Source organism: Rhizobium sp. CF080 (assembly GCF_000282095.2).
In the GTDB taxonomy this organism is placed as follows: domain Bacteria; phylum Pseudomonadota; class Alphaproteobacteria; order Rhizobiales; family Rhizobiaceae; genus Neorhizobium.
This window is the reverse complement of record NZ_AKKC02000010.1, coordinates 131505-156244: the sequence shown is the minus strand read 5'-3', so window position 1 is coordinate 156244 and position 24740 is coordinate 131505. Positions and strand designations below refer to the sequence as shown.

Genomic DNA, 24740 nt, shown 5'->3' with positions numbered 1-24740 from the left:
AAAGTGTTCCGGGCGGCCCCCTCTTCCCTTGACCGGCTTTTTTCCCCAGAGTGACGAGTCGGGGGGCAAAAAGGGGAAGACTGAATGTACGAATACGCCATCGCCTGGGAGTGGCTGAGTTTCGCCGCCCGCTGGTTCCATGCCATCACGGCAATCGCCTGGATCGGCTCGTCGTTCTATTTCATCGCGCTCGATCTCGGGCTGACCAAGCGGCCGCATCTGCCGGCCGGCGCCTATGGCGAGGAATGGCAGGTGCATGGGGGTGGCTTCTACCACATCCAGAAATACCTGGTGGCGCCGGCCCAGATGCCGGAACACCTGACCTGGTTCAAATACGAGAGCTATTTCACCTGGATCTCCGGCTTTCTGATGCTCTGCATCGTCTATTACGGCGGCGCCGACCTGTTCCTGATCGACCGCACGGTGATGGACCTTGCCCCCTGGCAGGCGATCCTGCTGTCGCTGGCATCCCTGTCGATCGGCTGGATCATCTACGACCTGCTCTGCAAGTCGCCGCTGGGCAACAATACCTGGGGCCTGATGGCGCTGCTCTTCCTGGTGCTGATCGCCATGGCCTGGGGTTATACGCAGGTGTTTTCCGGCCGCGCCACCTTCCTGCATCTCGGCGCGTTCACCGCGACGATCATGTCCGCCAACGTCTTCTTCATCATCATCCCCAACCAGAAGATCGTCGTCGCCGACCTAATCGCGGGACGCACGCCCGACCCGAAATACGGCGCGATCGCCAAGCAGCGCTCGCTCCACAACAACTACCTGACGCTGCCCGTCATCTTCTTCATGCTCTCGAACCACTATCCGCTGGCATTCGCGACGGCGTTCAACTGGGTGATCGCCGCACTCGTCTTCCTGATGGGCGTGACGATCCGGCACTGGTTCAACACCACCCATGCCCGCAAGGGCAGGCCGACCTGGACCTGGCTGGTGACGGTGCTGCTGTTCATCGTCATCATGTGGCTCTCGACGGTGCCGAAGGTGCTGACCGGCGAAACCGAGACCTCGATGACCCCGGTTGCCCAGAAATTCGCGGCCAACGCCCATTTCGGCCCAGCCAGGGATGTCGTGCAGGCACGCTGTTCCATGTGCCATGCGGCCGAACCCGTTTACGAGGGCGTCAATTTTACCCCCAAATCCGTCAAACTGGAGACGGATGCCGAAATTGCCGCCCATGCGCGGGAAATCTACATCCAGGCCGGCCGTAGCCACGCCATGCCGCCGGGCAATGTCACGGCCATCTCGCCGCAAGAGCGCAAGCTTCTGGTGGCCTGGTACGAAAGCGCGATATCCCAATGACGAAGACACTGATCCGCGGGCGGCTGCTCTCCTTCAAACGCGCGCCCCTGTCGCTGACCGATACCGACAGCTACCTCTATGAAAGCGACGGTGCGCTGCTGGTGGAAGACGGCAAGATTTCGGTTACCGGCAGCTACGGCACGGTGAAGGCGATCGCGCCCGAGGGCATCGAGGAGATCGACCACCGGCCCTACCTGATCCTGCCGGGCTTCATCGACATGCACCTGCATTTCCCGCAGATGCAGGTGATCGCCTCCTATGCCGCCAATCTGCTGGAATGGCTGAACACCTATACGTTTCCGGAGGAATGCCGGTTTGTCGAAAGCGCACACGCGGCCCGCATCGCCACCCATTTCTACGACGAACTGCTGCGCCACGGCACGACGACCGCGGTCGCCTATTGCTCCGTGCACAAGACCTCGGCCGACGCCTTCTTTGCGGAAGCCCTGAAGCGCGGCATGTGCATGGTCGGCGGCAAGGTGATGATGGACCGCAACGCGCCGCAGGGCCTGCTCGACACGCCGCAGATGGGCTATGACGAGACGCGGGCAGTGATCGCCGACTGGCACGACAAGGGCCGAAACCACGTGGCCATCACGCCGCGCTTCGCGATCACCTCGACGCCCGGCCAGATGCAGGCGACCCAGGCGCTGGCTGAGGAGTTTCCGGAGCTGCACATCCAGACGCATCTGTCCGAAAACCACGAGGAAATCCGCTATACGGCAGCACTTTATCCCGACGCCCGGGACTACACGGATATCTACGCCCATTACGGCCTTCTCGGCCCCAAGACCCTGCTCGGCCACGCGATCCATCTCTCCGACCGCGAAGCCGACGTGTTGTCCGAGGCTGGCGCCGTCGCCGTCCACTGCCCGACCTCCAACCTCTTCCTCGGCTCCGGCCTGTTCCCGATGAAATCGCTGATGCGGCGGGAAAAGCCCGTCAGGGTGGCCGTTGCAACCGATATAGGCGGCGGCTCCAGCTATTCGATGCTGAGGACCATGGACGAGGCCTACAAGATCCAGCAGCTTCTCGGCGAGCGCCTCAACCCGCTCGAAAGTTTTTACCTGATGACGAGGGGCAATGCGGAAGCGCTGTCGATGGCGGACAATATCGGCACGCTGGAGCCCGGCACCGATGCCGACTTCGTGGTGCTGAACGCCGCCCCGACGCCGGCGATGCGGCTGCGGATGGAAACCGTGAAGACGCTCGCCGAGGAACTCTTTCTGCTGCAGACCATGGGTGACGACCGCGCCGTGGTCGAGACCTATGTGGCGGGCAAGGCGATGAAAAGTGCGCTCGAAAGCGTGTAGGTACCTGACGCCGCACGCGAAACGATATGCAGTCGCGACCCGGACTTGCGTTTTGTCAAATATCAGAATTGCAACATTTAAGCGTATGTAAACTATAGAATATTAAGAATAGACGCGACGAACGATCCGGTGGCCATGACGGCGCAGCACTTTCGCCATGCCATTTCCATTCCTCGTTGAACCTTCCGCAACACTCAATTGTCAGCGCACGGCCAAGGCCTGTCTGCGCTGCCGATCCGTCGGTTCGCGACCGCATTTCAAATCGTGAGGGACGATGTCATTTCTGAAGAATGCAAGCATTCGCACTAAAATCCTGTCGGTGATCATCCCGCTCTGCGTGGTCGGTCTGGGCGCCACCGGGTTCGTGGCAAGCCGGTACAAGGCCGCCGACACCAGCTATACCAACTTCATCTCGACCGATAACGCCACCGCCGTCGAGATTGCCCGCGCCAACCGAAGCCTGACGGCCTCGGCCTATGCCGCCTATCAGACGCTGTCCTACAATGTCGCCGATCCGGAGCTTAAGACAGCCGTCGATTCCTACAAGCAGAGCACCGCCAGCCTCCTGAAGCGGCTCGACAGCATCAAAACGAACGTCCCGCGCAAGGCCGCGGAGATCGACGCGTTGATCGGCAAGGTCAAGCAGGTCCTTGCACTCACCGATCAGGCTGTCCAATACGGCTCACAGGACCGCAACGACGAGGCGAGATCGACTCTGATCAAAGCCGACAAGTTGGTCGCTCCCCTGACCACGGACATTGCCGGCTTCCTCGATGCCTTCAACAAGGAGATCGTCAAGACCAGCAGCGCACTGACGGACGAGACCGACTCGACGATCATGACGGCTCTCTCGACCCTCGTCGTCGTCTTCGCGCTCGGCATCATCGCCGCGCTGCTGATTGCCGCCAAAGGCATCACCACACCGGTCGCCCGGCTTCGCGAACGGATGACGTCGCTTGCCGCCGGCAATACCGAGGCGCCGGTCGAAGGCCAGGACCGCCGCGACGAACTCGGCCAGATGGCCGCAGCCGTATCCGTGTTCCGTGACAACGCGATCGAGCGTATCCGCCTGGAACGGGACGCCGACAGCAACCGCAGCCTGTCCGAGCGGGAGCGCATCGAGCGTGAAGCCCAGAAGGCAAAGGAAGCCACCGACACCCAGTTCGCCGTCGACCAGCTTGCGGCGGCCCTCGGCCATCTTGCCGATGGCAATGTCGTCTATCGGATCGACACGCCTTTCGTCGCGCATCTCGATGCGCTTCGCACCAATTTCAACGGCTCGGTCGCCAATCTGCAGGAGGCCCTGCAGGCCGTCGGCCAGAATGCCCGCGGCATCGATGCCGGCGCCAACGAGATTCGCTCCGCGGCCGACGACCTCTCCAAGCGCACCGAGCAGCAGGCAGCTTCGGTGGAAGAAACAGCCGCGGCCCTTGAAGAGATCACCACCACGGTGAAGGATTCCAGCAAGCGCGCCGAGGAAGTCGGAAGCCTTGTCGCCAAGGCGCGCGAGGGGGCCGAAAAGTCAGGCGCCGTGGTGCGCAATGCCGTTACCGCCATGAACGAGATCGAGCGCTCGTCGTCCGAGATCAGCAACATCATCGGCGTCATCGACGAGATCGCCTTCCAGACCAACCTGCTCGCGCTGAATGCCGGCGTCGAGGCAGCCCGTGCCGGCGAGGCCGGCAAGGGTTTTGCCGTCGTCGCCCAGGAAGTGCGCGAACTGGCGCAACGCTCCGCCAAGGCCGCCAAGGAAATCAAGGAACTGATCACCAAGTCCGGCGAACACGTCCGCTCCGGCGTCAATCTCGTCGGCGAGACCGGCAAGGCGCTGGAAGTGATCGTCGTCGAGGTCCAGGAGATCAACCGGCATATCGGCGCGATCGTCGAATCCTCGCGCGAACAGTCGCTCGGCCTGCAGGAGATCAACACCGCGATCAACACGATGGACCAGGGTACCCAGCAGAATGCCGCCATGGTCGAACAGTCGACGGCGGCAAGCCATAGCCTGGCCAAGGAAGCCACCGCCCTCAACCAGCTGCTGACACGCTTCAACGTCGGCCACGGCGCCGGCCGGGCGGCACCGGTCACCGGTCGTGCGCCGGCTCCGGCGGCATCGCCGGTTCGCGCCGCAGCCGGCAGATCGACGCCCGTCGCCTCTCCGGCCAGAGCGCTCGGCCGCAAGGTCGCAAGCGCATTCGGCGGCGGTGCGGCGAGCGCGGCTGCCCAAGATAGCTGGGAAGAGTTCTGAGCCAGCCTGAATGATGTCGAGACAAGCAAGCGGGCGGCAATTGCCGCCCGCTTTTTTTAGTCGGATAGGCCGCTCCCCCGAGACGGGCCTGTCGAGCCGGATGGGGGCATCAGGTTGGGATTGAGCTCAGCCTGCCCGACTGGGGACATTCGCTCTGCCCGGCAGCCCTGCCTGACGAAAGCCTGGACGCGCGACAGAAAACCTGATGATTTTCGGTGACCCGTGCCGAAAATTTGTGCTAATTCCTGGCCCGCCTTGTCTCCCGCCTTCGAAAGCAGCTCGACTGATGTCCAAACCATTGACCATCGCAGACCTGAAAATCCTGGCCCGACGTCGGGTGCCAAAAATGTTCTTCGACTATGCCGATAGCGGCGCCTGGACCGAGGGAACCTACCGGGCGAACGAGGAAGACTATTCCAGGATCAAGCTCCGCCAGCGCGTCCTGGTCGACATGACCAACCGCACGCTCGAAACCACCATGATCGGCGAAAAGGCGGCGATGCCCGTGGCGCTGGCGCCGACCGGCATGACCGGCATGCAGCATGCCGACGGCGAGATGCTGGCCGCCAAGGCGGCGGAAGAATTCGGCGTGCCCTTCACGCTGTCGACCATGAGCATCTGCTCGATCGAGGACGTCGCCTCGGTGACCACGAAACCCTTCTGGTTCCAGCTCTACGTGATGAAGGACCGCGGCTTCGTGGAACGGCTGATCGGCCGCGCCAAGGCCGCGAAATGCTCGGCGCTGGTCGTCACCGCCGACCTGCAGATTCTCGGCCAGCGCCACAAGGACCTGCGCAACGGCCTCGCCGCTCCGCCGAAGCCGACGCTCAACGCGGCGCTGCAACTCGTGACGCGCCCGCGATGGTGCCTGGAAATGCTTGGGACCAAGCGCCACGGTTTCGGCAATATCGTCGGCCATGCGAGCAACGTGTCCGACCTCTCCTCGCTCGGCGCCTGGACGGCGGAACAGTTCGACCCACGGCTTTCCTGGGACGACATCCGCTGGATCAAGGACCTCTGGGGCGGCAAGATGATCATCAAGGGCATACTCGACGAAGAGGATGCGCGCGCCGCCGCCGACACCGGCGCGGACGCGATCATCGTGTCCAACCACGGCGGCCGCCAGCTCGACGGCGCCCCCTCCTCGATCAGCATGCTGCCGAAGATCGTCGAAGCGGTCGGCGACCGGATCGAGGTGCATGTGGACGGCGGCATCCGCTCCGGCCAGGACGTGCTGAAGGCCGTGGCGCTCGGCGCCCGCGGCACCCATATCGGCCGGCCCTTCCTCTATGGCCTCGGCGCCATGGGCAAGGAAGGCGTCACGACGACGCTCGAGATCATCCGCAAGGAACTCGACATCACCATGGCGCTCTGCGGCAAACGGGATATCCAGCATATCGACCGCAGCATCCTCGCCAGCATGCCGTTCTGATGACGGTTGAGAGGGCCGTTCAGAAAAGTCACGAATCCCAGAACGCGTGTCACTATTGACCGCTCTGAAACGTCATGGTTCTAAAAACCTCGCGATTCCGCGCCGCAGACACCGAGAGCTCGTTCACATCGTCTCTGCGACGTCCGGCTTCAAAAATTCGATTGGCGTCACGGTAAAGCGGCTTCCCGGCGCCGGTCTCCACAGACGCTATGCGGCATGGTTGTGTGTATCGCCTCGGCGCCAACAGCACGAAGTGAGCTTGATCTTCTCCGTTGTGAAGCGATGGGCCATCGAATAAGCCAGATCACCGTTTCAGGCATTCTGCCAAAACTAGAGCATAGAACAACATCGCAAGGTACTCTCGCTTGATGAAACCCCATTCGGAGACTTCCGCGAGGATCCAGTGTCGTGCAACCCATGATGGAGCTGGTCCCGCGCCCATGCGGCAGCGGAAATGCCCCTTCACGGGCATTAAGGGCTGCGGCTCTATCAGAACGTTAGTTGGACCTTCATCGACCTTGTCCTGTCGCCCGCCACCTCGAACGCATTTACCGCCTCCTCGATCGGGAAAGAGCCGGTGAGCAGGGGCTTGAGATCGACGCGCCGCTTGCCGATGAGGTCGACGGCGAGGCCGAACTCCTCATGGAAGCGGAACGTGCCTTTCATCTCGATCTCCTTCGAGACGACCAGGTTCTGCGGAATGGAAACGTCTCCGCCGAGCCCGAGCTGGACGAGAACCCCGCGTGGCTTCAAGACCTCAAGGCCCGTGCGCAGGGCGCTCTGATTGCCAGACGCCTCGAACTGGACGTCGAAGTATCCCTTATTGGCAGCGTAGGCGGATAGGAGCTCCGGATCGCGGGCGACGTTGATGACCCGGTCGGCACCAACCTGGAGCGCCGTCTCGAGTACGGGGTTCATCACGTCGGTCGCGATGATCTCGCGGGCACCATGGGCACGGGCCGCGATGATCGCCAGCGCCCCGATCGGACCGCAGCCGGTGACCAGGACGCGCTTGTCGGCGAGGCCGCCTGCGCGGACGATGGCGTGCAGCGTGACGGCGAAGGGTTCCGCCATCGCTGCTTCATGGATCGACACGCCATCCGCGATCCTGTGGCACTGCCATTGTTCGGCGACCAGCCGCTGACGGAATGCGCCCTGGATGTGCGGCATGGGCATGGCGCTGCCGTAGAAGCGCATGTTGAGGCAATGGTTCTGCTGGCCCTTCAAGCAGTAGTCGCAGGCATTGCAGGGACGGCTCGGCGACACGGCCACGCGGTTGCCCACTGCCAGCCCGGAAACACCAGATCCCAGTGCCTTGATCGTTCCTGCAACCTCGTGGCCGAGGATCATTGGCTCGCGAATGCGCACCGTGCCGAAGCCGCCGTGATTGTAATAATGCAGGTCGGAACCGCAGATGCCGCCCGCCTCGATGGCGACCTCGACCTGTCCGGCTTCGAGCTTCTCGACCTCCCGTTCCTCGATGCGCAGATCCTTGGCGGCATGGATGACGACGGCTTTCATGGGCGTATCCTCAGATGACGGGTGTCGGCAGGGCAGCGCCGGCAAAATGGGCGGCGAGATTGTCGCGCACCAGCTTGCCCATGGCCTTGCGGGTTTCGATCGTGCCGGACGCGTGATGCGGCTGGACAAGCACGTTGTCCAGGGCCAGGAAGCGCGGGTTGAGCTGGGGTTCGCCCTCGAACACGTCGAGCGCGGCCGATCCGATCGTCCTTGCTTCGAGCGCGGCCAGCAGCGCATCCTCGTCGATGTTGGAGGCCCGCGAGATGTTGATGAGCATGCCTTCAGGCCCTAGCGCTTCGATCACGTCTTTCGAGACGATATGACGAGTTGCCGCGGACGCGGCCAGCGTCACGAACAGGAAGTCGGAACGCCGGGCCAGTTCCACTGGATCAGAGATGAAGGTCATGTCTTCCGCATACGGCTTGGCCGATACGTCGCTATAGGCGATATCCATATCGAAGCCCTTGAGGCGCTTGGCGACCTCGAATCCGATGCGGCCGAGGCCGAGAACGCCGGCCTTCCGGCCCCAGACGCGGCGCTTCAGCGGATAGAGACCCTTGTCCACCCAGCTGCCGTCCTTCACCCAGGTTTCCGCACCGATCATGCCGCGCGACTGGAGAAGCATCATCGCGACACCGAGATCGGCGACGTCATTGGTCAGCACGTCGGGCGTGTTGGTGACGCGGATGCCGCGAGCGCGGGCAGCATCCAGATTGACCGCGTCGTAACCGACGCCGTAGACAGAAATGACTTCGAGCTTCGGCAATGCGGCGATAAGATCGGCGGAAGCGCCCAGCTCCCCGCGCGTAGCGATGGCGCGGATTTCGGCGGCATGTTCGCTCACGAAGGCATCGCGATCGGACGCCTCGTATAGCTTCAGGACATTGTACTGCGCCTCCAGCTCGACGAGATCCCACTCGGGATAAGGGCCGATCAGAAGAATGTCGGGCTTGCTCATGTTTCCTCCAAGTTTCAGTTCGAGCGCCTCTGGCGGGCCGCCAGCAGCGTCATTGCCATCGAGACGATGGATTCAAACGACTGGTTGATGTCGACAGTCACGAGGTCGGGCTCTGCTGTCGGTAGCTCGAGCGTCGCAAGTTGGCTGTCGAGAAGCGACAGCGGCATGTATTCGTGCTTGCGGGCGGCCATGCGTGCAGCCAGCAGCATCCGGTCTCCCTGCAGGAAGACGAAGGTCATCGGCCGCCCAGACAACGACCGCAATCGATCCCGATACGTGCGCTTCAGTGCCGAGCAGGAGACGACGATATCGCCCGTCCCCGCGAGACGATTGCCGAGCGCATCGAGCCAGGGCCAGCGGTCCTCGTCCTCCAGCGGCGTTCCCATCCGCATCTTGCGGACATTGAAGGGCGGATGCAGGCCGTCACCCTCGATGAAGCCGCGGCCAAGATAGTCCGCCAACCTCTCTCCAACCGACGACTTGCCGCAGCCCGAGACGCCCATCACGACGATCGGCCCGAAGGCTCCTGCCTCAGAGGCTGGTGGTGATGCCGCCATCGACATAGAGCGTGTGTCCGTTGACGAAGGAGGAGGCCTTGCTTGACAGGAAGACGGCCGCACCGACCAGTTCCTCGACATCGCCCCAGCGTCCGGCGGGCGTGCGTTTCTCAAGCCAGGACGAGAATTCCTGGCTGTCGACCAGTGCCTGGTTCAACGGGGTCTTAAAGTAGCCGGGCGCGAGCGCATTGATCTGCAGGCCGTGCTTTGCCCAGTCGGTGCACATGCCGCGGGTCAGGTTCTTCACCGCGCCCTTGGAGGCCGTGTAGGGCGCGATGCCGGGACGGGCGAGTTCGCTCTGCACCGATGCGATGTTGATGATCTTGCCACGTCCGCGGCTGATCATGTGCTTGGCCACCGCCTGGCCAACGTAGAAGACACTGGAGACGTTAGTCTTCAGCAACTGCTCCCAGCGGTCGATGGGGAAATCCTCGAGCGGGCTGCGGAACTGCATCCCGGCATTGTTGACCAGGATGTCGATCGCACCGACTTCGGCCTCGATCGCGTCGACCCCGCGCTTCACCGCTTCGGCTTCCGTAACGTCGAAGTCGGATACCGAAACCGTCGCACCAGTTTCCTTGAGCTGTCCTGCAGCGATCTCGAGCCTGGCCCTGTCACGGCCGTTCAGAACGATGGAGGCTCCGTGTTCCGCGAGGCCTCTGGCAAGCGCAAAGCCGATACCCTGCGACGATCCCGTTACCAGGGCTCTGGATCCTGTCAGATCGAAAAGTGGATAAGCCATTCGAGTCCCCTACCGCGCCAGCGTCTGTCTGATGCCCGCGATTCCGCGGCGCAGGAAAGGATCCGTGTGGATGTAGAAGAACTGGACACCCTTCTCCAGCCAGTGTGGCAGCTCTTCGGCAGTGGCGAGAGTTCCCGGGATCCTACCTGCCGCACGGATCTTGTCGACGGCCACGGCGACCTTCTCCATGACGGCGGCGGGGCGCGGCTCGCCGAACGGCGGCGCAGGCGGGTAGCCCATGTTTTGCGACAGGTCGCCAGGACCGATGAAGAACACGTCGATGCCTTCGACTGTCAGCATCTCGTCGAGATTGTCGATCGCATCCACCGTCTCGATCATGGCAACGACGAGGCGTTTATCGTAGTCGGAGGGGAGCGCGTATCGGACCGCATCCACGACAGCGCGGGCCTGTTCGGCCGTGTCGATCATGGGAACCATGATGCCGTCGGCTCCAGCATTGAGATAGCGGATGATCAGCGGCCGCTCGTGGGAGTGGGGTCGGACGATCTCCGCGCCGCCGACCGAGCGGACGATCTGTCCGGTGCTGCGCACGTCCTCGAAGCTCCAGGTGCCGTGCTCGCAGTCGACGAAGACCGAGTCCGCGCCAAGTTCGATCAGGCGTCCCGCCAGTCCCGAGGACGCATGATGGGTGTTGTACATGGTGATCGCCTCGCCGGCTAAAAGCCGCGAGCGCAACTTCGCTCCGTTCATGGTGTCCTCCCGATTTTATTTCTTTGGCATGTCCGGCGTGTCGGCAGGCGCACCGACCCAGCGCGCAACTTCGATATCCGCCGAGGTATCCCGCATGAACGTCGGGCAGATGTGGAGTTCGGGAATGACCGCGCTCCTGTTCAGGCTGGCGCAAAGGTGGATCGCCCGAGCGACGTCGTGAGGATCCATCATGACGGCCCGCTCGGCGTCCAGAGGCGGTCGCGCGCGATTGTCCATGATCGGCGTGTTCGTCTCGCCCGGTAGGATCGTCGTCGCCCGGATGCCCTGGTTGCGGTAGGTGTTGTGAACGAAGGTCATGAAGTTCTTCACGCCCGCCTTGGCCGCGCCATAGGCCGCGCCACCCAGAAGGTTCGGATTGACGACGGCGAGCGACGACACGGTAATGATCGTGCCCTCGCCCCTGGCGATCATCTCCGGCAGCACGGCCTGGATGAGATTGAACACCGCTGTCAGGTTGACGTTGATCGTGGAGTTCCACTCCTCCTCGCTGAGGAAGCGCGCGTTGAGCACCTTGCTGGCGCTACCTGCATTGTTCACCAGAATATCGACCGCACCGATGCCATCCTTGACCCATTTCACGGTCTCGAAGATCGAGTCGCGGGATCCGATGTCGAGAACCCGGGCGAACGCTTTGCCCTTTGCTTTCTCGATCAGTGATGCGACCTCGCGCAGCGGTTCGAGGCGGCGGCCGGTGAGGACGACGGTTGCGCCGTCCTTCGCCAGCAGGAGAGCGGTCTCACGACCGATCCCCGATCCTGCGCCGGTCACCAGCGCGATCTTTCCATCCAGAAGTCCCATGTCGTCCCCCTATTCCGCGGCCACTGCGACCGGGCCAGAATAGCCGTAAACGTCCTTGGCCGCCTTCGGCGAAATCAGGCTCTCCTGAAGATCCTGCTCGATGAGTTCGCGGGAGCGTTCTGTTGCCCGGCCCCAGCCGCCGCCACCGGGGGTCTCGACCTCGAGGCGCTCGCCAGTCTTCAGCGTGACCTTGCCCTTCGGGAAATGCGGTTTGCCCTCCTTCATGACCTTGCCAGCCGTGCCGTTCTGGCCCTCTACGACGCCGAAGCACGGGTGGCGGACGCGTTCCGATGCAAGGTAGATGCTCATCGGGTTCTTGCCGAGATTGCGCAGGGTGACCCGCTGCCCGAGACCGCCGCGATGTTTTCCAGCACCGCCCGAGTCGGCGATCAGTTCCTTGCGCTCGGTCAGGACAGGAACGGCGACTTCGAACATCTCGATGGCCGTCACCTTGCAGTTCGACGGGAAGCTGAGCGTATCGAGACCGTCGAATTCGGCGCGCGCACCCTGACCGCCATGGAAGTTCTGGACGGAGCCGTACTGCGAGCCGTCATTGCGCTGACCGACGCAGTTGGCAGCCCAGATCGGAGCACCGCCGCTGTCGCCCATGACCTTGTCCGGAACGACTCTTTCCAGCGCCTTGAAGATCAACGACGGAATGACGTGCCCTATGAGATTGCGCGAGTTGCCCGCCGTCCACTGCTGCGGATTGAGGATGGAGCCCAGCGGAGCCTCGTCCGTGATCGGCATGATGCAGCCTTCGTTGTTCGGGGTTTCCGGATCGAGCAGGCACTTCAGCGCGTAGACGGAATGGGCGTAGCGATAGTTCGTCCGGCAGTTGATCGAATGCAGGACCTGATCTGAGGTGCCGGTATAGTCGACATGGATGGAGTCATCCCTGACGACGACCGATGCCTTCAGCGTGACGTCGACATCGTAGCCGTCCAGCAGCACTTCCGCGCTGTAAGTGCCGTTCGGCCATTCCCTGATCGCCTTGCGCGTCTGCGCCTCGGAACGGGAATGGATGGCCGTGGCCAGACCTTCGACATCGTCGAGGCCGTATTCGTCGAGGAACTTCACCAGCTCCCGGCCCATGACGTTGTTGGCTGCAATCATCGACTCGAGGTCGCCCCGTACTTCGGTGGGAAGGCGCACGGAGGCTGCGATGATGTCGAACACATCCTCGTTCGGGACGCCAGCCTTCAGCAGCTTCACGATCGGGAAGCGAATGCCTTCGGCGAAGATGTCGCTTGCTTCAGAGTGAAGCGGCGCGCCGCCGATGTCCGGCAGATGGGCGATGGAGCCCGCATAGGCGACGACCTTGCCGTTCTTGAAGATCGGCGTGATCATCGTCACGTCCGGAAGGTGGCCCGTGCCGATTTCGGGATCGTTGGTGGCGAGGACATCACCCTCCACAAGCTTATCGGCCGGAAACTTCGGCAGGAAGTAGCCCTGTGCCGCAGCCGGAAGGGAAGTGATGAAGACGGGGATTGACCAGGTGCACTGGGCAAGTGCTCTGCCCTTCGCGTCGAGGAGAACAGTGACATAGTCGTGGTTCTCGCGGACGATCGGCGAAAAGGCCGTCTTTCCGAGTACGTTGTCGGCCTGGTCCGCGATGAAGATAAGGCGGTTCCACATGACCTGCAGGTTGATCGGGTCATTGAAATCGGTGGCGGGTTTCGACATCTGGGTACCCCTTAGTGAAGGTTGATCACGAGGTTGCCATGGGCATCCACGTGGAAAACGCCGCTCGGACCGACGACCGCGGTCGACTCGCGCTGCTCGACGATCGCCGGTCCCTTGACCTCATGGCCGACGGGAAGCTTGTAGTGATCGTAGACGGCGGTGTCGGTGAAGGTGCCGAGCTCCTGGAAGTAGACCTGGCGGCTTCCCTTCCTGGCATCTGCGGTGACGGTCTCGTGCGGCCGGGTGACCTGGTCCTTCTCGCCGCTGGCCCGCAGCCGCCACGTGATGACTTCGAGGGGAGCGGCGACCGTCCGGCCAAACAGCTCGCGGTATAGCTTGAAGAATGCGTTCCGCAATTCCGTCAGGAACGCCTCTTCGGGAAGGCTCCGGTCCGGAAGAACGATCGTGATCTCATGACCCTGACCCACATGGCGCATGTCGACGGTGTAGCGGTTGGTGATCGTTTCCTTCGGCACACCGGCGGCCGACACGACCTCCGCGCCCTGTGCTGCCAGGTCGTCGAGCAGGCGGTTCATGGCATCGATATCCCAGGCTTCCAGCGGCATCGGATGGCTTGCCGATAGGTCGACGGCCACCGGAGCGATGAGCAGGCCGATCGCCGAACTCACCCCGGCACCCGTCGGGCATATGATTCGCGAGATCCCGAGCTTCCGGGCAATACCGTAGGCGTGAACAGGACCGGCGCCGCCGAAGGCCACCATGGGCAGAGACCGGGGATCGACGCCAAGGTCGGTCGCATGCATCGCGGCCGCCTTGCTCATGGATTCGTTGACGAGATCGTGGATCCCCCAGGCGCAGCGTTCGACCGAGACATCGAGCGAGTCCGCAAGCTTGGTCATCGCCTCGCGGGCCGCGTCCTTCGACACCTTGAACGAACCGCCGACGAAGGATTCCGTGCCCATGTAGCCGAGCAGGATGTCGGCGTCCGTCACGGTCGGCTGCGTCCCACCGCGCTGGTACGCGGCCGGACCCGGCATCGCTCCTGCCGAATGCGGGCCGACGTCGAGAAGGCCCAGCGGGTTCTTGGCAGCGATCGACCCACCGCCGGCACCGATCTCGATCATCTGGATCGATTGTATCTTGAGCGGAAAGCCGGAACCCTTGCGGAAGCGCTGGTAGTGCGCGACCTCGAGATCGGTGCCGACGTTCGGCTCGCCGTTCGGGATCAGGCAGAGCTTGGCGGTCGTGCCGCCCATGTCGAACGACAGGACGCTGTCTTCGCCCGCTGTGCGTCCGAACTCGGCCGCGGCGACGGCGCCAGCGGCCGGGCCGGATTCGATGAGACGGACAGGAAGCTCCGCGGCGCGGCGGCTCGGCACGAGACCGCCGGACGATGTCATCCAGAGAACCTGGCGGTCGATACCCTTGGCCGCGAATTCGCGCTGAAGATGAGCAACGTGCCCGGCCATTTGCGGGCGGGTATAGGCGTTGACCACAGTCGTCGAAGCACGGTCGAACTCACGCATCTCTGGGCAGACTTCGGAGGAGAGCGAGACGAAGATGTCTGGATCTTCCTCACGGAGGAGTGCGGCGACACGCTGCTCGTGCTGCGGATATTTGTAGGCATGCAGAAGGCAGACGGCGACGGAACGGATGCCCTTTTCCTTCAGGCGCCCGGCAATCTCACGGACGGTCTCCTCCTTGAGTTCCGTCATGACGGAGCCATCGGCGGCGATACGCTCCCGGGCACCGTAGCTGTTCGAACGCGTGACGAGCGGATCCGGATACTTGATGTTCAGATCATAGAGGTCGTAGCGTCCCTCGTTCCGGATCCGGAGCATGTCCTGAAAACCGTCCGTGGTGACGAAGCCGGTCTCGACGCCCTTGCGCTCCAACACGGCGTTGGTGACTACCGTTGTCGCACCGAGTACCTGGAGGTTTTCGATTGAGATCACATCGGCAAACTTCTCGAGAAGTTCGGACACGCCCTGGACAACAGCTTCGGCCGGATTCCTGGGAGTGCTGAGAACCTTGTGGAGATGCAGATCACCTTTGTCGTCGAGAAGCGCGAAGTCGGTGAACGTACCGCCAGTGTCGAAAGCCAGTTTTGTCATATTTCCCTCGATGCGACTTGCACGGCGGCTAAGCGCCATGGCCGAGGCCGACTGGTTCGACCCCTTTATCTGTCATGAGGTTAGGCGACGGTGGTTCGTGTTGGCCAACACAACTACGGTCTGCCGCCATAGAGTTTGCTTATGGCAAAATCAGGTAGGGCGGATGCCCGGCTGGCTGCTGCTGATCAGCTTCCCCACGATGTCCAGCAACACGGAACGTGCCGCGAGTGCAGGCTCGGAGAGAGGCAGATGATCCGAAACACACAGCGAAACGGTGGCGTCGATCACGGGTGTCGTCAGACGGCGGATCTGGGCTCCCGCAAAGGTCGGCGCGTCGGTCACGACCGATCCTGGCAGGATCGTGGATCCTAGTCCGTCGAGCACGGCGGCGCCGAGTGCAGGCACCGACTCGATCTCTGCAACCACGTCAGGTTCGGATCTCGCCCGGCTCATGCCCTCATCGATAAGGCGTCTGAGGAAATGGGTTTTGCTCGGAAGGAGAAGAGGAGCACCATCCAGAGCCGATAGCGGCAGTGGTTCACCGGGTTCGCCCGGCAACACCAGATCTGCCGGTGAAACCAAAAACATCTCCTCACGAAACAACGGCTGGAGCGACACGCCCTTGATGGGATTCGACGTGTAGATCAGCGCCATGTCCATCCTCCCGGTCATGATCAGCTCGCTCAGGATATGGCCGAAGCTGTCGTTGATATGAACGATGATCTGCGGATATCTGGCTCTCATCTCCTTGAGCAGTGGCAGCGAGAGCGAGCTGGAGGAGGAGTAGGTTGCGAGCCCGATAGACACGCGTCCGGCAACGGATTTCGCGGACTGGTCGATCTCGACCGACGCCTGGTCGATCTGCTTCAGCATGATCTGCGCGTGGCGATAGAGGATAAGCCCGGCTTCCGTCGGGGTTATGCCGACGTTGCTGCGAATGAGGAGCTGGTGCTTGAAGTGTTGCTCGAGAGAAGCGATCTGCTGCGAGAGTGCTGGCTGGGCGACGCGAAGAATGCTCGCCGCACGGGAGACGCTTCCCGTGTCGATGATCTTGACGAAACTCTTGAGTTTCTTGAAATCGACGCTCATGCCCGTGGTTCCAGTGCCTTTTGGCCGAAACCTAAGACCAGCGGGAACGGCTTAGCAACCCCTCCCGCCGGAAGCTTCTTTTTAGATCAGCGCCTTCACCGCCTTTTCGATCCTGTCGCAGGCATCCGTGATGGCCTCCATGGACGTTGCGAATGAAAGGCGGAAGTAGGGAGACAATCCATATGCTGCTCCCTGGAGTGCAGCCACGCCGACGCCATCCAGAAGATAGAGGACGAAGTCGAGGTCGTTCTCGATGACCTTCCCGTCCGGCGTCTTCTTGCCGATCACGCCGCCGCAGTTCGGATAGAGGTAGAACGCGCCGTCGGGGACGAGGCACGAGAGGCCCGGTATAGCGTTCAGCCTGGCGCAGGCGTAGTCCCGGCGGTCCTTGTAGACCTTGACGCTGTCGGTGATGAAGGTCTGGTCATTGGCAAGCGCGAAGGCGGCTGCCGCCTGGCTGACCGAGGACGGGCAGGACGACATCTGCGACTGAAGCTTGTTGATCGCGGCGATCAGAGGTGCAGGACCGGCAGCGTAGCCGATGCGCCATCCGGTCATCGCGTAGGACTTCGACACGCCATTGGTCAGAAGTACGCGATCCTTCAGCTCCGGGACGACAGCGGCCAGAGTGGTCATCGGTTCGTCCTTGAACCAGACCTGGTCGTAGATGTCGTCGGAAAGAACGAAGACCTGCGGATGACGCAGCAGCACCTTGCCAAGCGCATCGAGCTCGCTCCTGCTGTATGCCGCTCCCGTTGGATTGGAAGGCGAATTGAGAATAAGCCACAGCGTCTTGGGCGTGATCGCCTTCTCTAGGGCTTCCGGCGTGAGCTTGAAGCCGGTCTCCTGAGGGCACTGCACGATGACAGGCTTGCCTTCATTGGCGATGACCATATCTGGATAAGAGACCCAGTAGGGTGCCGGGATGATGACTTCTGCGTCGTTCTCGACGCTTGCCATCAGTGCAAGGAACAGGATCTGCTTCGCGCCGCCGCCGACGCAGATCTCGTTGTCGGAATAGGTGAGGCCGAGGCGGCGCTGGAAGTCGCCGATAATCGCCTTTCGGAGCGCAGGCGTGCCGTTGACTGCCGTGTACTTCGTTTCGCCCCGGTCGATCGCGGCGTGTGCCGCCGCCTTGACGTTCTCGGGCGTGTCGAAGTCCGGCTCGCCGACCGTAAGATCGACGATGTCGCGGCCTGCCGCTTTCAGTTCCCGTGCACGGGCGGAAGCCGCGGTGCTCGGAGAAACCTTGATTCTGGACACGCGCGATGCGGGCACGAAAGTGCTCATTGGACTTCCTCGTTTATATGGAGTGATATTCGACCGTCAGTGGACCGCTTCGGTCTCGCCGCGCATCTTCCCGGTCAGGAAGAGCTCGCCGAGTTCGTCATGGGTGATGTCCTTCGGCAACCCGTCCCAGATGACCTTGCCTAGCCTCAGGATGACCGCGCGCTGTGCGACCTCCATAGCTTTCTTGGTATTCTGCTCGACCAGCAGGATCGTCATCCCGTCGGCATGGAGCCGGAGCAGTTCGTCGAACACGATGCCGATCGCTGCGGGCGAGAGTCCGACCGACGGCTCGTCAACCAGCAGGACCTTCGGTCGCTGCAGGACGGCCATGGCGACCTCGAGCAGTTGCTGCTCGCCGCCGGACATGTTGCCAGCCAGCGTGGCGCGTCGTTTCTTCAGGATCGGGAAAAGGTCGTAGACGTAGTCGCGGTCGGCTTTGACGTTCGCATCGCGGAGCGTATAGGCCGCCATCTGAAGATTCTCGTCGACGCTCATGACGGGGAAGTTACAGCGGCCCTGCGGTACGAACGAGATCCCCTCGCCCAGGATCGCCCTCGACTTTTGTCCGGCGATGTTCTTGCCGCGCCAATCGATGTTGCCGCCCTTGATGGTGGTCATGCCGTAGAGCGTCTTCAGGAGCGTCGATTTCCCCGCGCCGTTCGGACCCATGAGAGCCACGAATTGGCCCCCGGGCACGTCGAGATCGACGCCGTTGAGGATGTCCAGATTGCCATAGCCTGCCCGCAGATCGCGGATCAAAAGGTTTGTGTTAGCCTCCAAGATAGGCCTCCCTCACGCGCTGGTCCTGAATGATGTCATGCGCCAGGCCCTCGACGAGCTTGCTTCCCTGGTCGAGAACGACGACGCGCTGGCAGATGCTGGTCACCACATCGATATTGTGCTCGATCACCAGGAAGCTGACGCCCAGCGACTTGTTCGCATAAAGGATCGTGTCCACCACCCGCTCAATGATCTTCGGATTGATGCCCGCCATCGGCTCGTCCAGCAGGATGAGCTTCGGCTCGGGCATCAGCATGGAGGCGAACTGGATCAGCTTTTGCTGTCCGCCGGAAAGGTTGCCTGCTGGCTGATGCCGGACATCCCAGAGGCCTGCCATCTTGATCAGTTCGCGCGCCCTCTCGCGCAACCCCTCGATGCGGCTCCTGGAAAGCTTTCCGAGACCGAACGTCGCGGCGATGGAGGGAAATGTGAACATCTGGCCTGCGATGACCAGGTTCTCTTCGGCGTCGAGGGATTTGAACGTCACGGTCTTCTGAAACGACCGCAACATGCGGCCTTCCCGGGCGATCCGGTTCAGGGACCACCCGGTGATGTCCTGTCCGTCGAGAATGACAGTGCCGGTGTCCGGACGTGCAAGCCCCGTGCTGCAGTCGAAGAACGTCGACTTGCCGGACCCGTTCGGCCCGATCAGTCCGGCGATCTCACCTCTGTCGATATGGATACTGACATCGTTCACGGCTTTGACCGCGCCGTAGGACTTGCTGAGGTTCCGGATCTCCAGGAGCGGAAGATGAGCATTCATTTCACACCTCCGATCGCGTTCCAGAAGCGGTTGATGAGTGGGGCGAAGCCTTGTTTGAACCAGAAGACCAGAACGAGAAGGCAGGCGCCGTAGGCGATCATCCGGACCTCTGGAGCGACACGCAACGCCTCTGTTAAGCCGACGAACAACAGGCTGCCGAAGACAGTGCCTGAGATCATTCCAGCGCCGCCACCCAGCACGATGATCAGCATCGTTGTGGAGTAGTACATCTGGAAGGTCAGGGGGCTGACGACCGTGAGATAGTGGGCGTAGAGGCAGCCGCCGACGCCTGCGAACATCGCGCTGATCATGAACACGATCAGCTTATAATGCCAGGTGGGAACACCGAGGGATTCGGCAAGGGTCTCGTTTTCGCGGATCGCCACCATGTTCCGCCCCGCAGGAGATCTGACGATCGCCCACACCGCCAGGGTGGCCAGCACGCCGACCGCCAGGGCGAGATAGTAGAAATTGGTCGTACCGGAAACGGTGAAGGAAAGCGGTCCGAGTTCGAAATACGGTTTAGGAATGCTCGAAAGCCCCATGTCTCCCCGGGTGACCGAGACCCAGTTCTTCGCAATCGCCTGGCCGATGATGACAAACCCCAGCGTGCACATGACGAATGATGTCGAGCGGAGACGCAGGGCCGGAATTCCGAGTGGAAGTGCGGCGGCACCGGATACCAGGGCGGCGGCGATGAGATTGACGTAGAACGGGGTGCCGTAGGTGACGGCGAGCAGGCCCGCCGTATAGGCGCCGATCCCGAAGAATGCGGCCTGTGCGAGCGACAGGAGGCCCGTGTAGCCGACGAGAAGATTGAGTCCATGTGCCGGAAGCATGAATATGAGGGCGATGATCAGGGAGTGGGTTACATAGCGGCTTCCCATGTAGGGAGCACCAAGTGCTACGACGATCAGGACGACGGCGAGCGGGATTCGGAGATCTCGTCTCCGGGCCTGCGGGACGGTTTCAGTGAGAGACATGTCGAGTCCTCAGACGTTCGAGAAGGTTCGGCTGGAGCTGCTTTAGAAGCGCGCCTGCGTCGAAAAGAGGCCATGCGGACGCCACATCAGCACGAGGATGAGGGTCGCGAAGCCGACGGTGTCGCGGAACTGCAGGCCCACATAGGTGGCGACGAGGCTCTCGGCGATCCCCAGGATCATCGCGGCGAAGAACGTCCCGCGCACGTTGCCAAGTCCGCCCATGATGATGATCGGCAGGGTCTTGAACGTGATCAGCTCGCCCATTCCGCCATAGACGCTGACGTTGACGGGCGCGGTCAGGACACCCGAGAGAGCGGCCAGGGCGGCACCGAGAATGAATGTCCGGAGCACGACCTGCGGCACGTCGATGCCAACCACCTCGCAGCATTCCACGTTCTGGGAAACCGCGCGCATGGCCATGCCGAGACGGCTGTAGGTGACCATCAGTTCGAGGCCGACGAAGACGACCAGGCAGACCACGAGGATGAGAATGCGCTGCTGTGCCAGGCTGAAGCCGAAGATCGAGATAGGCTCGATATAGCCTCCGGAGAAGAACTTGTAGCCTCCCCCGAAGACGAAGATCACGGTGTTCTGCAGGATGAGGGCGATGCCAAGGGTGGCGAGCACCCCCGACTCCGCCGGAGCGCCGACCATCCGACGCATGACGAGCTGCCCGACGACGTAGGCGACCACGATCGTCGCCAGAACGCCCACGACGATCGAAGCCTCATAGGAAAGGCCGAGATAGTCGATGGCGAACCAGGCGCCGAACGTCCCGAGCATGTAATATTCGCCGTGAGCGAAGTTGATGGCTCGCAGCACGCCGAAGATCATCGTCATTCCGACGGCGACGATCGCGTAGACGGAACCCGTCACGATCCCATTGACGACTTGTTCGAGAACGGTCGAGAGCATGGACGTACTCCTCCCAGCGAATTACTTGGCAGGGTACTGGATGTCTGCCGAGTATGCACCCTTGATGCTCGGAACACCCTTCTCGATCTGCAGAAGGATCATCGGCAGGCGAGCCTGATTGTGATCGTCGAAGGTGACGTCGCCGACGGGGCTCTTGTACTTGATCTTCGAAAGGGCGTCGCGGACCTTACTCTTGTCGGCGCTGCCAGCCTGCTTGATTGCGGCGGCGAGCAGGTTGACTGTGTCCCAGTGGACATAGGCGTGGTTGTTCGGAGCTTCCTTGTAGGTCGTCGTGAACTTCTCGACGAAGGCCTTGCTGGCCGGGGAGTCGAACTGCGGCAACCATGCAGCGGCCTCAACGGCGCCTTCCAAGGCGGTCGGAGCCGATTTGATGGTCTTCTCGGTATTGAACTCGCCGTTGCCGATGAGGGTGACTTTTCCCGCGATCCCGAGCTCGACCATCTGACGGGCGAGGATCGGCGTTGTGTCGGCAAGACCATAGTAGATGATCGCCTGCGCGCCGTTGTCGCGGATCTTGGCGAGAACGCTGCGGAAATCGACTTCGCCTTCCTTGTAGTAATCCTCGCTGAGGATCTGCCCCTTGAATTCCGGAAGGTACTTCTTCGTGAAAGTAATGGCCGAGCGGCCGTAGTCGCTGTCTACCGAAAGCACTGCGAACTTGGTGAAGCCTCGCTGCTCGGCGGCATATTTGGCGACGACGAGCGCACGGTTTTCGTCCGTCGGGTAGTTGCGGTAGGTCCATTTGAAGCCGCCGACACCTGCCTGGTAGGTGATCTTCGGGTTCGAAGATGCGGCGTTCAGGAGGAGCACCTCAGCGTCTTCCGCGACAGGCTGCATGGCGAGGGTCACCGAGCTCGAAACGTCGCCGATGATGAAGTCGACACCTTCCTGGTCGATCAGGCGGCGGGTCGCCGAGACCCCTTCGACCGGCGTGCCCTGGCTGTCCGCGTTGAAGAGCTGGATCTTCGTGCCGTTGACGCCGCCGGCATCGTTGATGTCTTTCACCGCAAGCTCAGCGCCTCGCAGCGAGAAACCGCCGTAGCGGGCATTCGGTCCGCTCATCGGCGCGACGATCCCGAGCTTGATCGTGTCGGCCGCCTGCGCCGTGGCAGTGAAAGGAACTGATCCGGTGATCGCAAGGATCGCCGTGGAGATGCAAAGCATTCTGCGATTGAATTGATGTGTCATGTTCCCGCTCCGTGTTTCGGATGATCTCGTCGGCTTTATGCCGGCATTTGCCGCTTTGGCGGTTCTTATTGGGCAGCTTCATGCTGAGCCAGATGTCACAGTAGGTTCATGCGGCCGGGTTTGGCCAACACAACTCCTTTCTGCCGCTATAGGGTTTCCTTATGGCGAGTGCACGCTCAAGAGACCTTGGCCCAGATAGCTATGACTGGGCGACATGCCTGCATTGATGGCAAATGCATACATTGTGAGCGGCGACGAGCCTATAGTATAGGCATCAGCAACCATGGAGAGATAGAATGAAGCTCGGCGAAAGACTGAGAAGGTATGTAGAGTTACGACGCGCAGTCCGAGAACTCGAGGGTCTCGATGATCGAACCCTTCACGACATCGGAGTAGCCCGATCTCATATCCGCGGCGCCGTCGAGGGCCGCTGAATGCGTGCTGTGGTTTGGGGTACGAGAGTCATGCCTGACAGCCGCAGACACTCCAGGATACGACGCATCACGTTCTGTATCGTCAACGCTGGACGGCTGGGTTTACGGATTTCCTCACACAGCAGCTCGTATGACGTGCGGATGGGATTGCGGGCGAAGCCCTCGACCTGACTTCCCTCGTTCGTCTTTCGAACGATCCAGAATGTGTCGTGGGCACGCTTGTCGGCTTTCCGGTCAGGGTCGAACGTCACTTCCTTGTGGAAATAGATGTTGTGGGTCAGCACGAAGACCTGCTTGATGGCGACCTTGCCTGAACACGCCTCGGAGAGCACCCGCTTTATGAGCGCGCTCACGATCAACAGGACGTCGCTGTCGAGACTGGACACCGGATCGTCGAAGACCACCACCCTGTTCCCGCTGACCTCTGCGGACGTCGTACTGCCACGGATGAGATGCTAGAAATACGGGAACGAGATGAAGCTCCGCTCTCCTTCACTCAGCGTAATGCGCGCACTACTCCCATCACCTCTGACGATCGCGTAGGACTCATCCCTGTCTCCTGCCGTTTCAAGCCTGAAGCCAGTAAAGCCTGATGCTCAATACGCAGGTCCCTCGCACGCCACCCGAACAGCCTATCCATCCTGATCCTAGGTATAGGTGCGGGCGCTGCCACGCTGCCGTAGTCTCTTCACGTCAGCAGCCGAGAACGAGCGACGGAGCCCAGTGAGGGTTTCGCGTCCTTCATTAGGGCCACCGACGGCACTGAATGACCAACCTCGGATGACGGAGAGATAGGCCACCATGCAGACCGCGAATTCCGATCTGAAGCTCTCACGACGCGACGCGCTACGCACGGGCGCCGCGCTGGCAGCAGCAATCTCGCTGCAAACGTCATCGGCCTTCGCCGCGACGCAACCCTCACAGCAACCAGGAACTGGAAACAGGCAAATGACCGAATCTTTCATCAAGACAAAGGACGGCGTCGATATCTTCTACAAGGATTGGGGTCCGAAGGATGCCCAGCCGATTGTGTTCCATCACGGCTGGCCGCTGTCGTCGGACGACTGGGACAACCAGATGCTGTTTTTCCTTGCCAGCGGCTACCGCGTCGTCGCCCATGACCGCCGTGGCCACGGCCGCTCGCAGCAGGTGAGCGAAGGCCATGACATGGACCACTACGCAGCCGACGCCTCGGCCGTCTACGAGCACCTGAACCTCAAGAATGCCGTCCATATCGGTCATTCGACCGGTGGCGGCGAAGTTGCCCGCTACGTCGCCAAGTTCGGCCAGCCGCAGGGCCGCGTCGCCAAGGCCGTTCTGGTTTCCGCCGTTCCGCCGATCATGGTGAAGACCGCGAGCAATCCCGGCGGCCTGCCGATCGAGGTGTTCGACGGCTTGCGCAAGGCACTCGCCGACAACCGCGCCCAGTTCTACCTCGACCTGCCGACCGGTCCGTTTTACGGCTTCAACCGTCCAGGTGCGAAGGTTTCCCAGGGTGTCATCCAGAATTGGTGGCGTCAGGGCATGATCGGTGGCGCCAAGGCCCATTATGAAGGCATCAAGGCGTTTTCCGAAACAGACCAGACCGAAGACCTGAAGAACATCACCGTTCCGGTTCTCGTCATGCATGGCGACGACGATCAGATCGTGCCGATCGACGATGCCGGCCGGCTGTCGGTCAAGCTCGTCAAGAACGGCACGCTGAAGGTCTATCCGGGCTATCCTCACGGCATGCTCACCACGCATGCGGATGTCATCAATCCGGACCTGCTCGCATTCGTCAAGGAATGAGCGGCAGCCTCGCTCACCCTGACTGGATTTTGTTCTCCGTTACAGGACGGCTGGCTCTTGCCAGCCGTCCTTCGCCGTCGTTGCGTGCCTGAGGTCATCCCGGTGAGGATTTT

The 24740-nt window shown here is 61.8% G+C and carries 21 protein-coding genes and 1 pseudogene; 6 read left to right on the top strand and 16 right to left on the bottom strand.

Going from position 1 to position 24740, the window contains the following annotated elements:
* The first annotated feature begins 84 nt into the window (after nt 1-84).
* The 4 genes from puuD (at nt 85) to PMI07_RS23200 (ending at nt 6304) form a co-directional block, all read left to right on the top strand.
* A complete protein-coding gene (gene puuD / locus PMI07_RS23215; protein WP_007775098.1) occupies nt 85-1311 on the top strand; it encodes a urate hydroxylase PuuD in 1227 nt (408 codons plus the stop codon).
* Nucleotides 1308-2624: a guanine deaminase gene (guaD, locus tag PMI07_RS23210; RefSeq protein ID WP_007775095.1), complete on the top strand. Its 1317-nt coding sequence runs from the start codon at nt 1308-1310 to the stop codon at nt 2622-2624. The genes puuD and guaD overlap by 4 nt, the downstream gene beginning before the upstream one ends.
* A 274-nt stretch (nt 2625-2898) precedes the next feature.
* Entirely contained in the window at nt 2899-4872 is a 1974-nt protein-coding gene (locus PMI07_RS23205; RefSeq protein WP_007775092.1) for a methyl-accepting chemotaxis protein, read from the top strand.
* 286 nt (nt 4873-5158) lie between these two features.
* The gene (locus PMI07_RS23200; RefSeq protein WP_007775089.1) at nt 5159-6304 is read left to right on the top strand and encodes an alpha-hydroxy acid oxidase; all 1146 of its coding nucleotides are present in this window, start codon (nt 5159-5161) and stop codon (nt 6302-6304) included.
* A gap of 489 nt (nt 6305-6793) precedes the next feature.
* Here the strand turns inward: PMI07_RS23200 and PMI07_RS23195 are convergent, their stop codons facing one another.
* From PMI07_RS23195 to PMI07_RS23125, 15 genes are all read right to left on the bottom strand, one after another.
* The gene (locus PMI07_RS23195) at nt 6794-7825 is read right to left on the bottom strand and encodes an L-idonate 5-dehydrogenase (protein WP_007775087.1); all 1032 of its coding nucleotides are present in this window, start codon (nt 7823-7825) and stop codon (nt 6794-6796) included.
* Nucleotides 7826-7835: 10 nt separating this feature from the next.
* Nucleotides 7836-8783 carry a 2-hydroxyacid dehydrogenase gene (locus tag PMI07_RS23190; protein ID WP_024164068.1) on the bottom strand — a complete coding sequence of 316 codons (948 nt, stop codon included), beginning with the start codon at nt 8781-8783 and terminating at the stop codon, nt 7836-7838.
* 14 nt (nt 8784-8797) lie between these two features.
* The gene (locus PMI07_RS23185; RefSeq protein ID WP_024164067.1) at nt 8798-9346 is read right to left on the bottom strand and encodes a gluconokinase; all 549 of its coding nucleotides are present in this window, start codon (nt 9344-9346) and stop codon (nt 8798-8800) included.
* Nucleotides 9315-10082, bottom strand: a complete 768-nt coding sequence (locus PMI07_RS23180; RefSeq protein WP_007753228.1) for an SDR family oxidoreductase — start codon at nt 10080-10082, stop codon at nt 9315-9317. The genes PMI07_RS23185 and PMI07_RS23180 overlap by 32 nt, the downstream gene beginning before the upstream one ends.
* 9 nt (nt 10083-10091) lie before the next feature.
* Nucleotides 10092-10793 (bottom strand): aldolase/citrate lyase family protein, encoded by a 702-nt coding sequence (locus PMI07_RS23175; protein ID WP_007753229.1) that lies wholly within the window; start codon nt 10791-10793, stop codon nt 10092-10094.
* Between the two features lie 15 nt (nt 10794-10808).
* Nucleotides 10809-11612, bottom strand: coding sequence for an SDR family oxidoreductase (locus PMI07_RS23170; RefSeq protein WP_007753230.1), 804 nt, complete (start codon nt 11610-11612; stop codon nt 10809-10811).
* Between the two features lie 9 nt (nt 11613-11621).
* A complete protein-coding gene (locus PMI07_RS23165; protein ID WP_007753231.1) occupies nt 11622-13298 on the bottom strand; it encodes a hydantoinase B/oxoprolinase family protein in 1677 nt (558 codons plus the stop codon).
* An 11-nt stretch (nt 13299-13309) separates the two neighbouring features.
* Nucleotides 13310-15373, bottom strand: a complete 2064-nt coding sequence (locus tag PMI07_RS23160) for a hydantoinase/oxoprolinase family protein (protein WP_007753232.1) — start codon at nt 15371-15373, stop codon at nt 13310-13312.
* 150 nt (nt 15374-15523) lie between these two features.
* On the bottom strand, nt 15524-16462 hold the full coding sequence (gene nac, locus PMI07_RS23155; RefSeq protein WP_007753235.1) for a nitrogen assimilation transcriptional regulator NAC: 939 nt from the start codon (nt 16460-16462) through the stop codon (nt 15524-15526).
* Nucleotides 16463-16543: 81 nt separating this feature from the next.
* On the bottom strand, nt 16544-17752 hold the full coding sequence (locus tag PMI07_RS23150) for an aspartate transaminase (RefSeq protein ID WP_007753238.1): 1209 nt from the start codon (nt 17750-17752) through the stop codon (nt 16544-16546).
* A gap of 36 nt (nt 17753-17788) precedes the next feature.
* Nucleotides 17789-18532 carry an ABC transporter ATP-binding protein gene (locus tag PMI07_RS23145; protein WP_007753241.1) on the bottom strand — a complete coding sequence of 248 codons (744 nt, stop codon included), beginning with the start codon at nt 18530-18532 and terminating at the stop codon, nt 17789-17791.
* Complete coding sequence (locus tag PMI07_RS23140) at nt 18522-19295, bottom strand: ABC transporter ATP-binding protein (RefSeq protein ID WP_007753243.1); 774 nt, start codon at nt 19293-19295, stop codon at nt 18522-18524. The genes PMI07_RS23145 and PMI07_RS23140 overlap by 11 nt, the downstream gene beginning before the upstream one ends.
* Nucleotides 19292-20278, bottom strand: a complete 987-nt coding sequence (locus tag PMI07_RS23135; protein WP_007753246.1) for a branched-chain amino acid ABC transporter permease — start codon at nt 20276-20278, stop codon at nt 19292-19294. The genes PMI07_RS23140 and PMI07_RS23135 overlap by 4 nt, the downstream gene beginning before the upstream one ends.
* Nucleotides 20279-20320: 42 nt before the next feature.
* Nucleotides 20321-21193 carry a branched-chain amino acid ABC transporter permease gene (locus tag PMI07_RS23130; RefSeq protein ID WP_007753248.1) on the bottom strand — a complete coding sequence of 291 codons (873 nt, stop codon included), beginning with the start codon at nt 21191-21193 and terminating at the stop codon, nt 20321-20323.
* A 21-nt stretch (nt 21194-21214) separates the two neighbouring features.
* Nucleotides 21215-22402 (bottom strand): ABC transporter substrate-binding protein, encoded by a 1188-nt coding sequence (locus PMI07_RS23125; protein ID WP_007753251.1) that lies wholly within the window; start codon nt 22400-22402, stop codon nt 21215-21217.
* Nucleotides 22403-22698: 296 nt separating this feature from the next.
* Between PMI07_RS23125 and PMI07_RS34470 the strand changes: the two genes are divergently transcribed.
* The gene (locus PMI07_RS34470) at nt 22699-22836 is read left to right on the top strand and encodes a DUF1127 domain-containing protein (RefSeq protein WP_080724934.1); all 138 of its coding nucleotides are present in this window, start codon (nt 22699-22701) and stop codon (nt 22834-22836) included.
* Here the strand turns inward: PMI07_RS34470 and PMI07_RS23120 are convergent.
* Nucleotides 22806-23417 (bottom strand): annotated as a pseudogene (locus PMI07_RS23120) (AAA family ATPase); the annotation flags it as partial. The gene PMI07_RS34470 and the pseudogene PMI07_RS23120 sit on opposite strands and share 31 nt — an antisense overlap.
* A 220-nt stretch (nt 23418-23637) precedes the next feature.
* Here PMI07_RS23120 and PMI07_RS23115 point away from each other — a divergent pair.
* Entirely contained in the window at nt 23638-24627 is a 990-nt protein-coding gene (locus tag PMI07_RS23115; protein WP_037088007.1) for an alpha/beta hydrolase, read from the top strand.
* Nucleotides 24628-24740 lie beyond the last annotated feature (113 nt).

Bases quoted from the DNA above. Each gene is read 5' to 3' on its own strand.
- PMI07_RS23205 (WP_007775092.1), top strand. From the start codon at position 2,899: ATGTCATTTCTGAAGAATGCAAGCATTCGCACTAAAATCCTGTCGGTG.
- PMI07_RS23140 (WP_007753243.1), bottom strand. From the start codon at position 19,295: ATGAATGCTCATCTTCCGCTCCTGGAGATCCGGAACCTCAGCAAGTCC.
- PMI07_RS23135 (WP_007753246.1), bottom strand. From the start codon at position 20,278: ATGTCTCTCACTGAAACCGTCCCGCAGGCCCGGAGACGAGATCTCCGA.
- PMI07_RS34470 (WP_080724934.1), top strand. From the start codon at position 22,699: ATGAAGCTCGGCGAAAGACTGAGAAGGTATGTAGAGTTACGACGCGCA.
- PMI07_RS23190 (WP_024164068.1), bottom strand. From the start codon at position 8,783: ATGAGCAAGCCCGACATTCTTCTGATCGGCCCTTATCCCGAGTGGGAT.
- PMI07_RS23175 (WP_007753229.1), bottom strand. From the start codon at position 10,793: ATGAACGGAGCGAAGTTGCGCTCGCGGCTTTTAGCCGGCGAGGCGATC.
- PMI07_RS23170 (WP_007753230.1), bottom strand. From the start codon at position 11,612: ATGGGACTTCTGGATGGAAAGATCGCGCTGGTGACCGGCGCAGGATCG.
- guaD (WP_007775095.1), top strand. From the start codon at position 1,308: ATGACGAAGACACTGATCCGCGGGCGGCTGCTCTCCTTCAAACGCGCG.
- PMI07_RS23160 (WP_007753232.1), bottom strand. From the start codon at position 15,373: ATGACAAAACTGGCTTTCGACACTGGCGGTACGTTCACCGACTTCGCG.
- PMI07_RS23195 (WP_007775087.1), bottom strand. From the start codon at position 7,825: ATGAAAGCCGTCGTCATCCATGCCGCCAAGGATCTGCGCATCGAGGAA.
- puuD (WP_007775098.1), top strand. From the start codon at position 85: ATGTACGAATACGCCATCGCCTGGGAGTGGCTGAGTTTCGCCGCCCGC.
- PMI07_RS23200 (WP_007775089.1), top strand. From the start codon at position 5,159: ATGTCCAAACCATTGACCATCGCAGACCTGAAAATCCTGGCCCGACGT.
- nac (WP_007753235.1), bottom strand. From the start codon at position 16,462: ATGAGCGTCGATTTCAAGAAACTCAAGAGTTTCGTCAAGATCATCGAC.
- PMI07_RS23165 (WP_007753231.1), bottom strand. From the start codon at position 13,298: ATGTCGAAACCCGCCACCGATTTCAATGACCCGATCAACCTGCAGGTC.
- PMI07_RS23150 (WP_007753238.1), bottom strand. From the start codon at position 17,752: ATGAGCACTTTCGTGCCCGCATCGCGCGTGTCCAGAATCAAGGTTTCT.
- PMI07_RS23130 (WP_007753248.1), bottom strand. From the start codon at position 21,193: ATGCTCTCGACCGTTCTCGAACAAGTCGTCAATGGGATCGTGACGGGT.
- PMI07_RS23180 (WP_007753228.1), bottom strand. From the start codon at position 10,082: ATGGCTTATCCACTTTTCGATCTGACAGGATCCAGAGCCCTGGTAACG.
- PMI07_RS23125 (WP_007753251.1), bottom strand. From the start codon at position 22,402: ATGACACATCAATTCAATCGCAGAATGCTTTGCATCTCCACGGCGATC.
- PMI07_RS23185 (WP_024164067.1), bottom strand. From the start codon at position 9,346: ATGTCGATGGCGGCATCACCACCAGCCTCTGAGGCAGGAGCCTTCGGG.
- PMI07_RS23115 (WP_037088007.1), top strand. From the start codon at position 23,638: ATGCAGACCGCGAATTCCGATCTGAAGCTCTCACGACGCGACGCGCTA.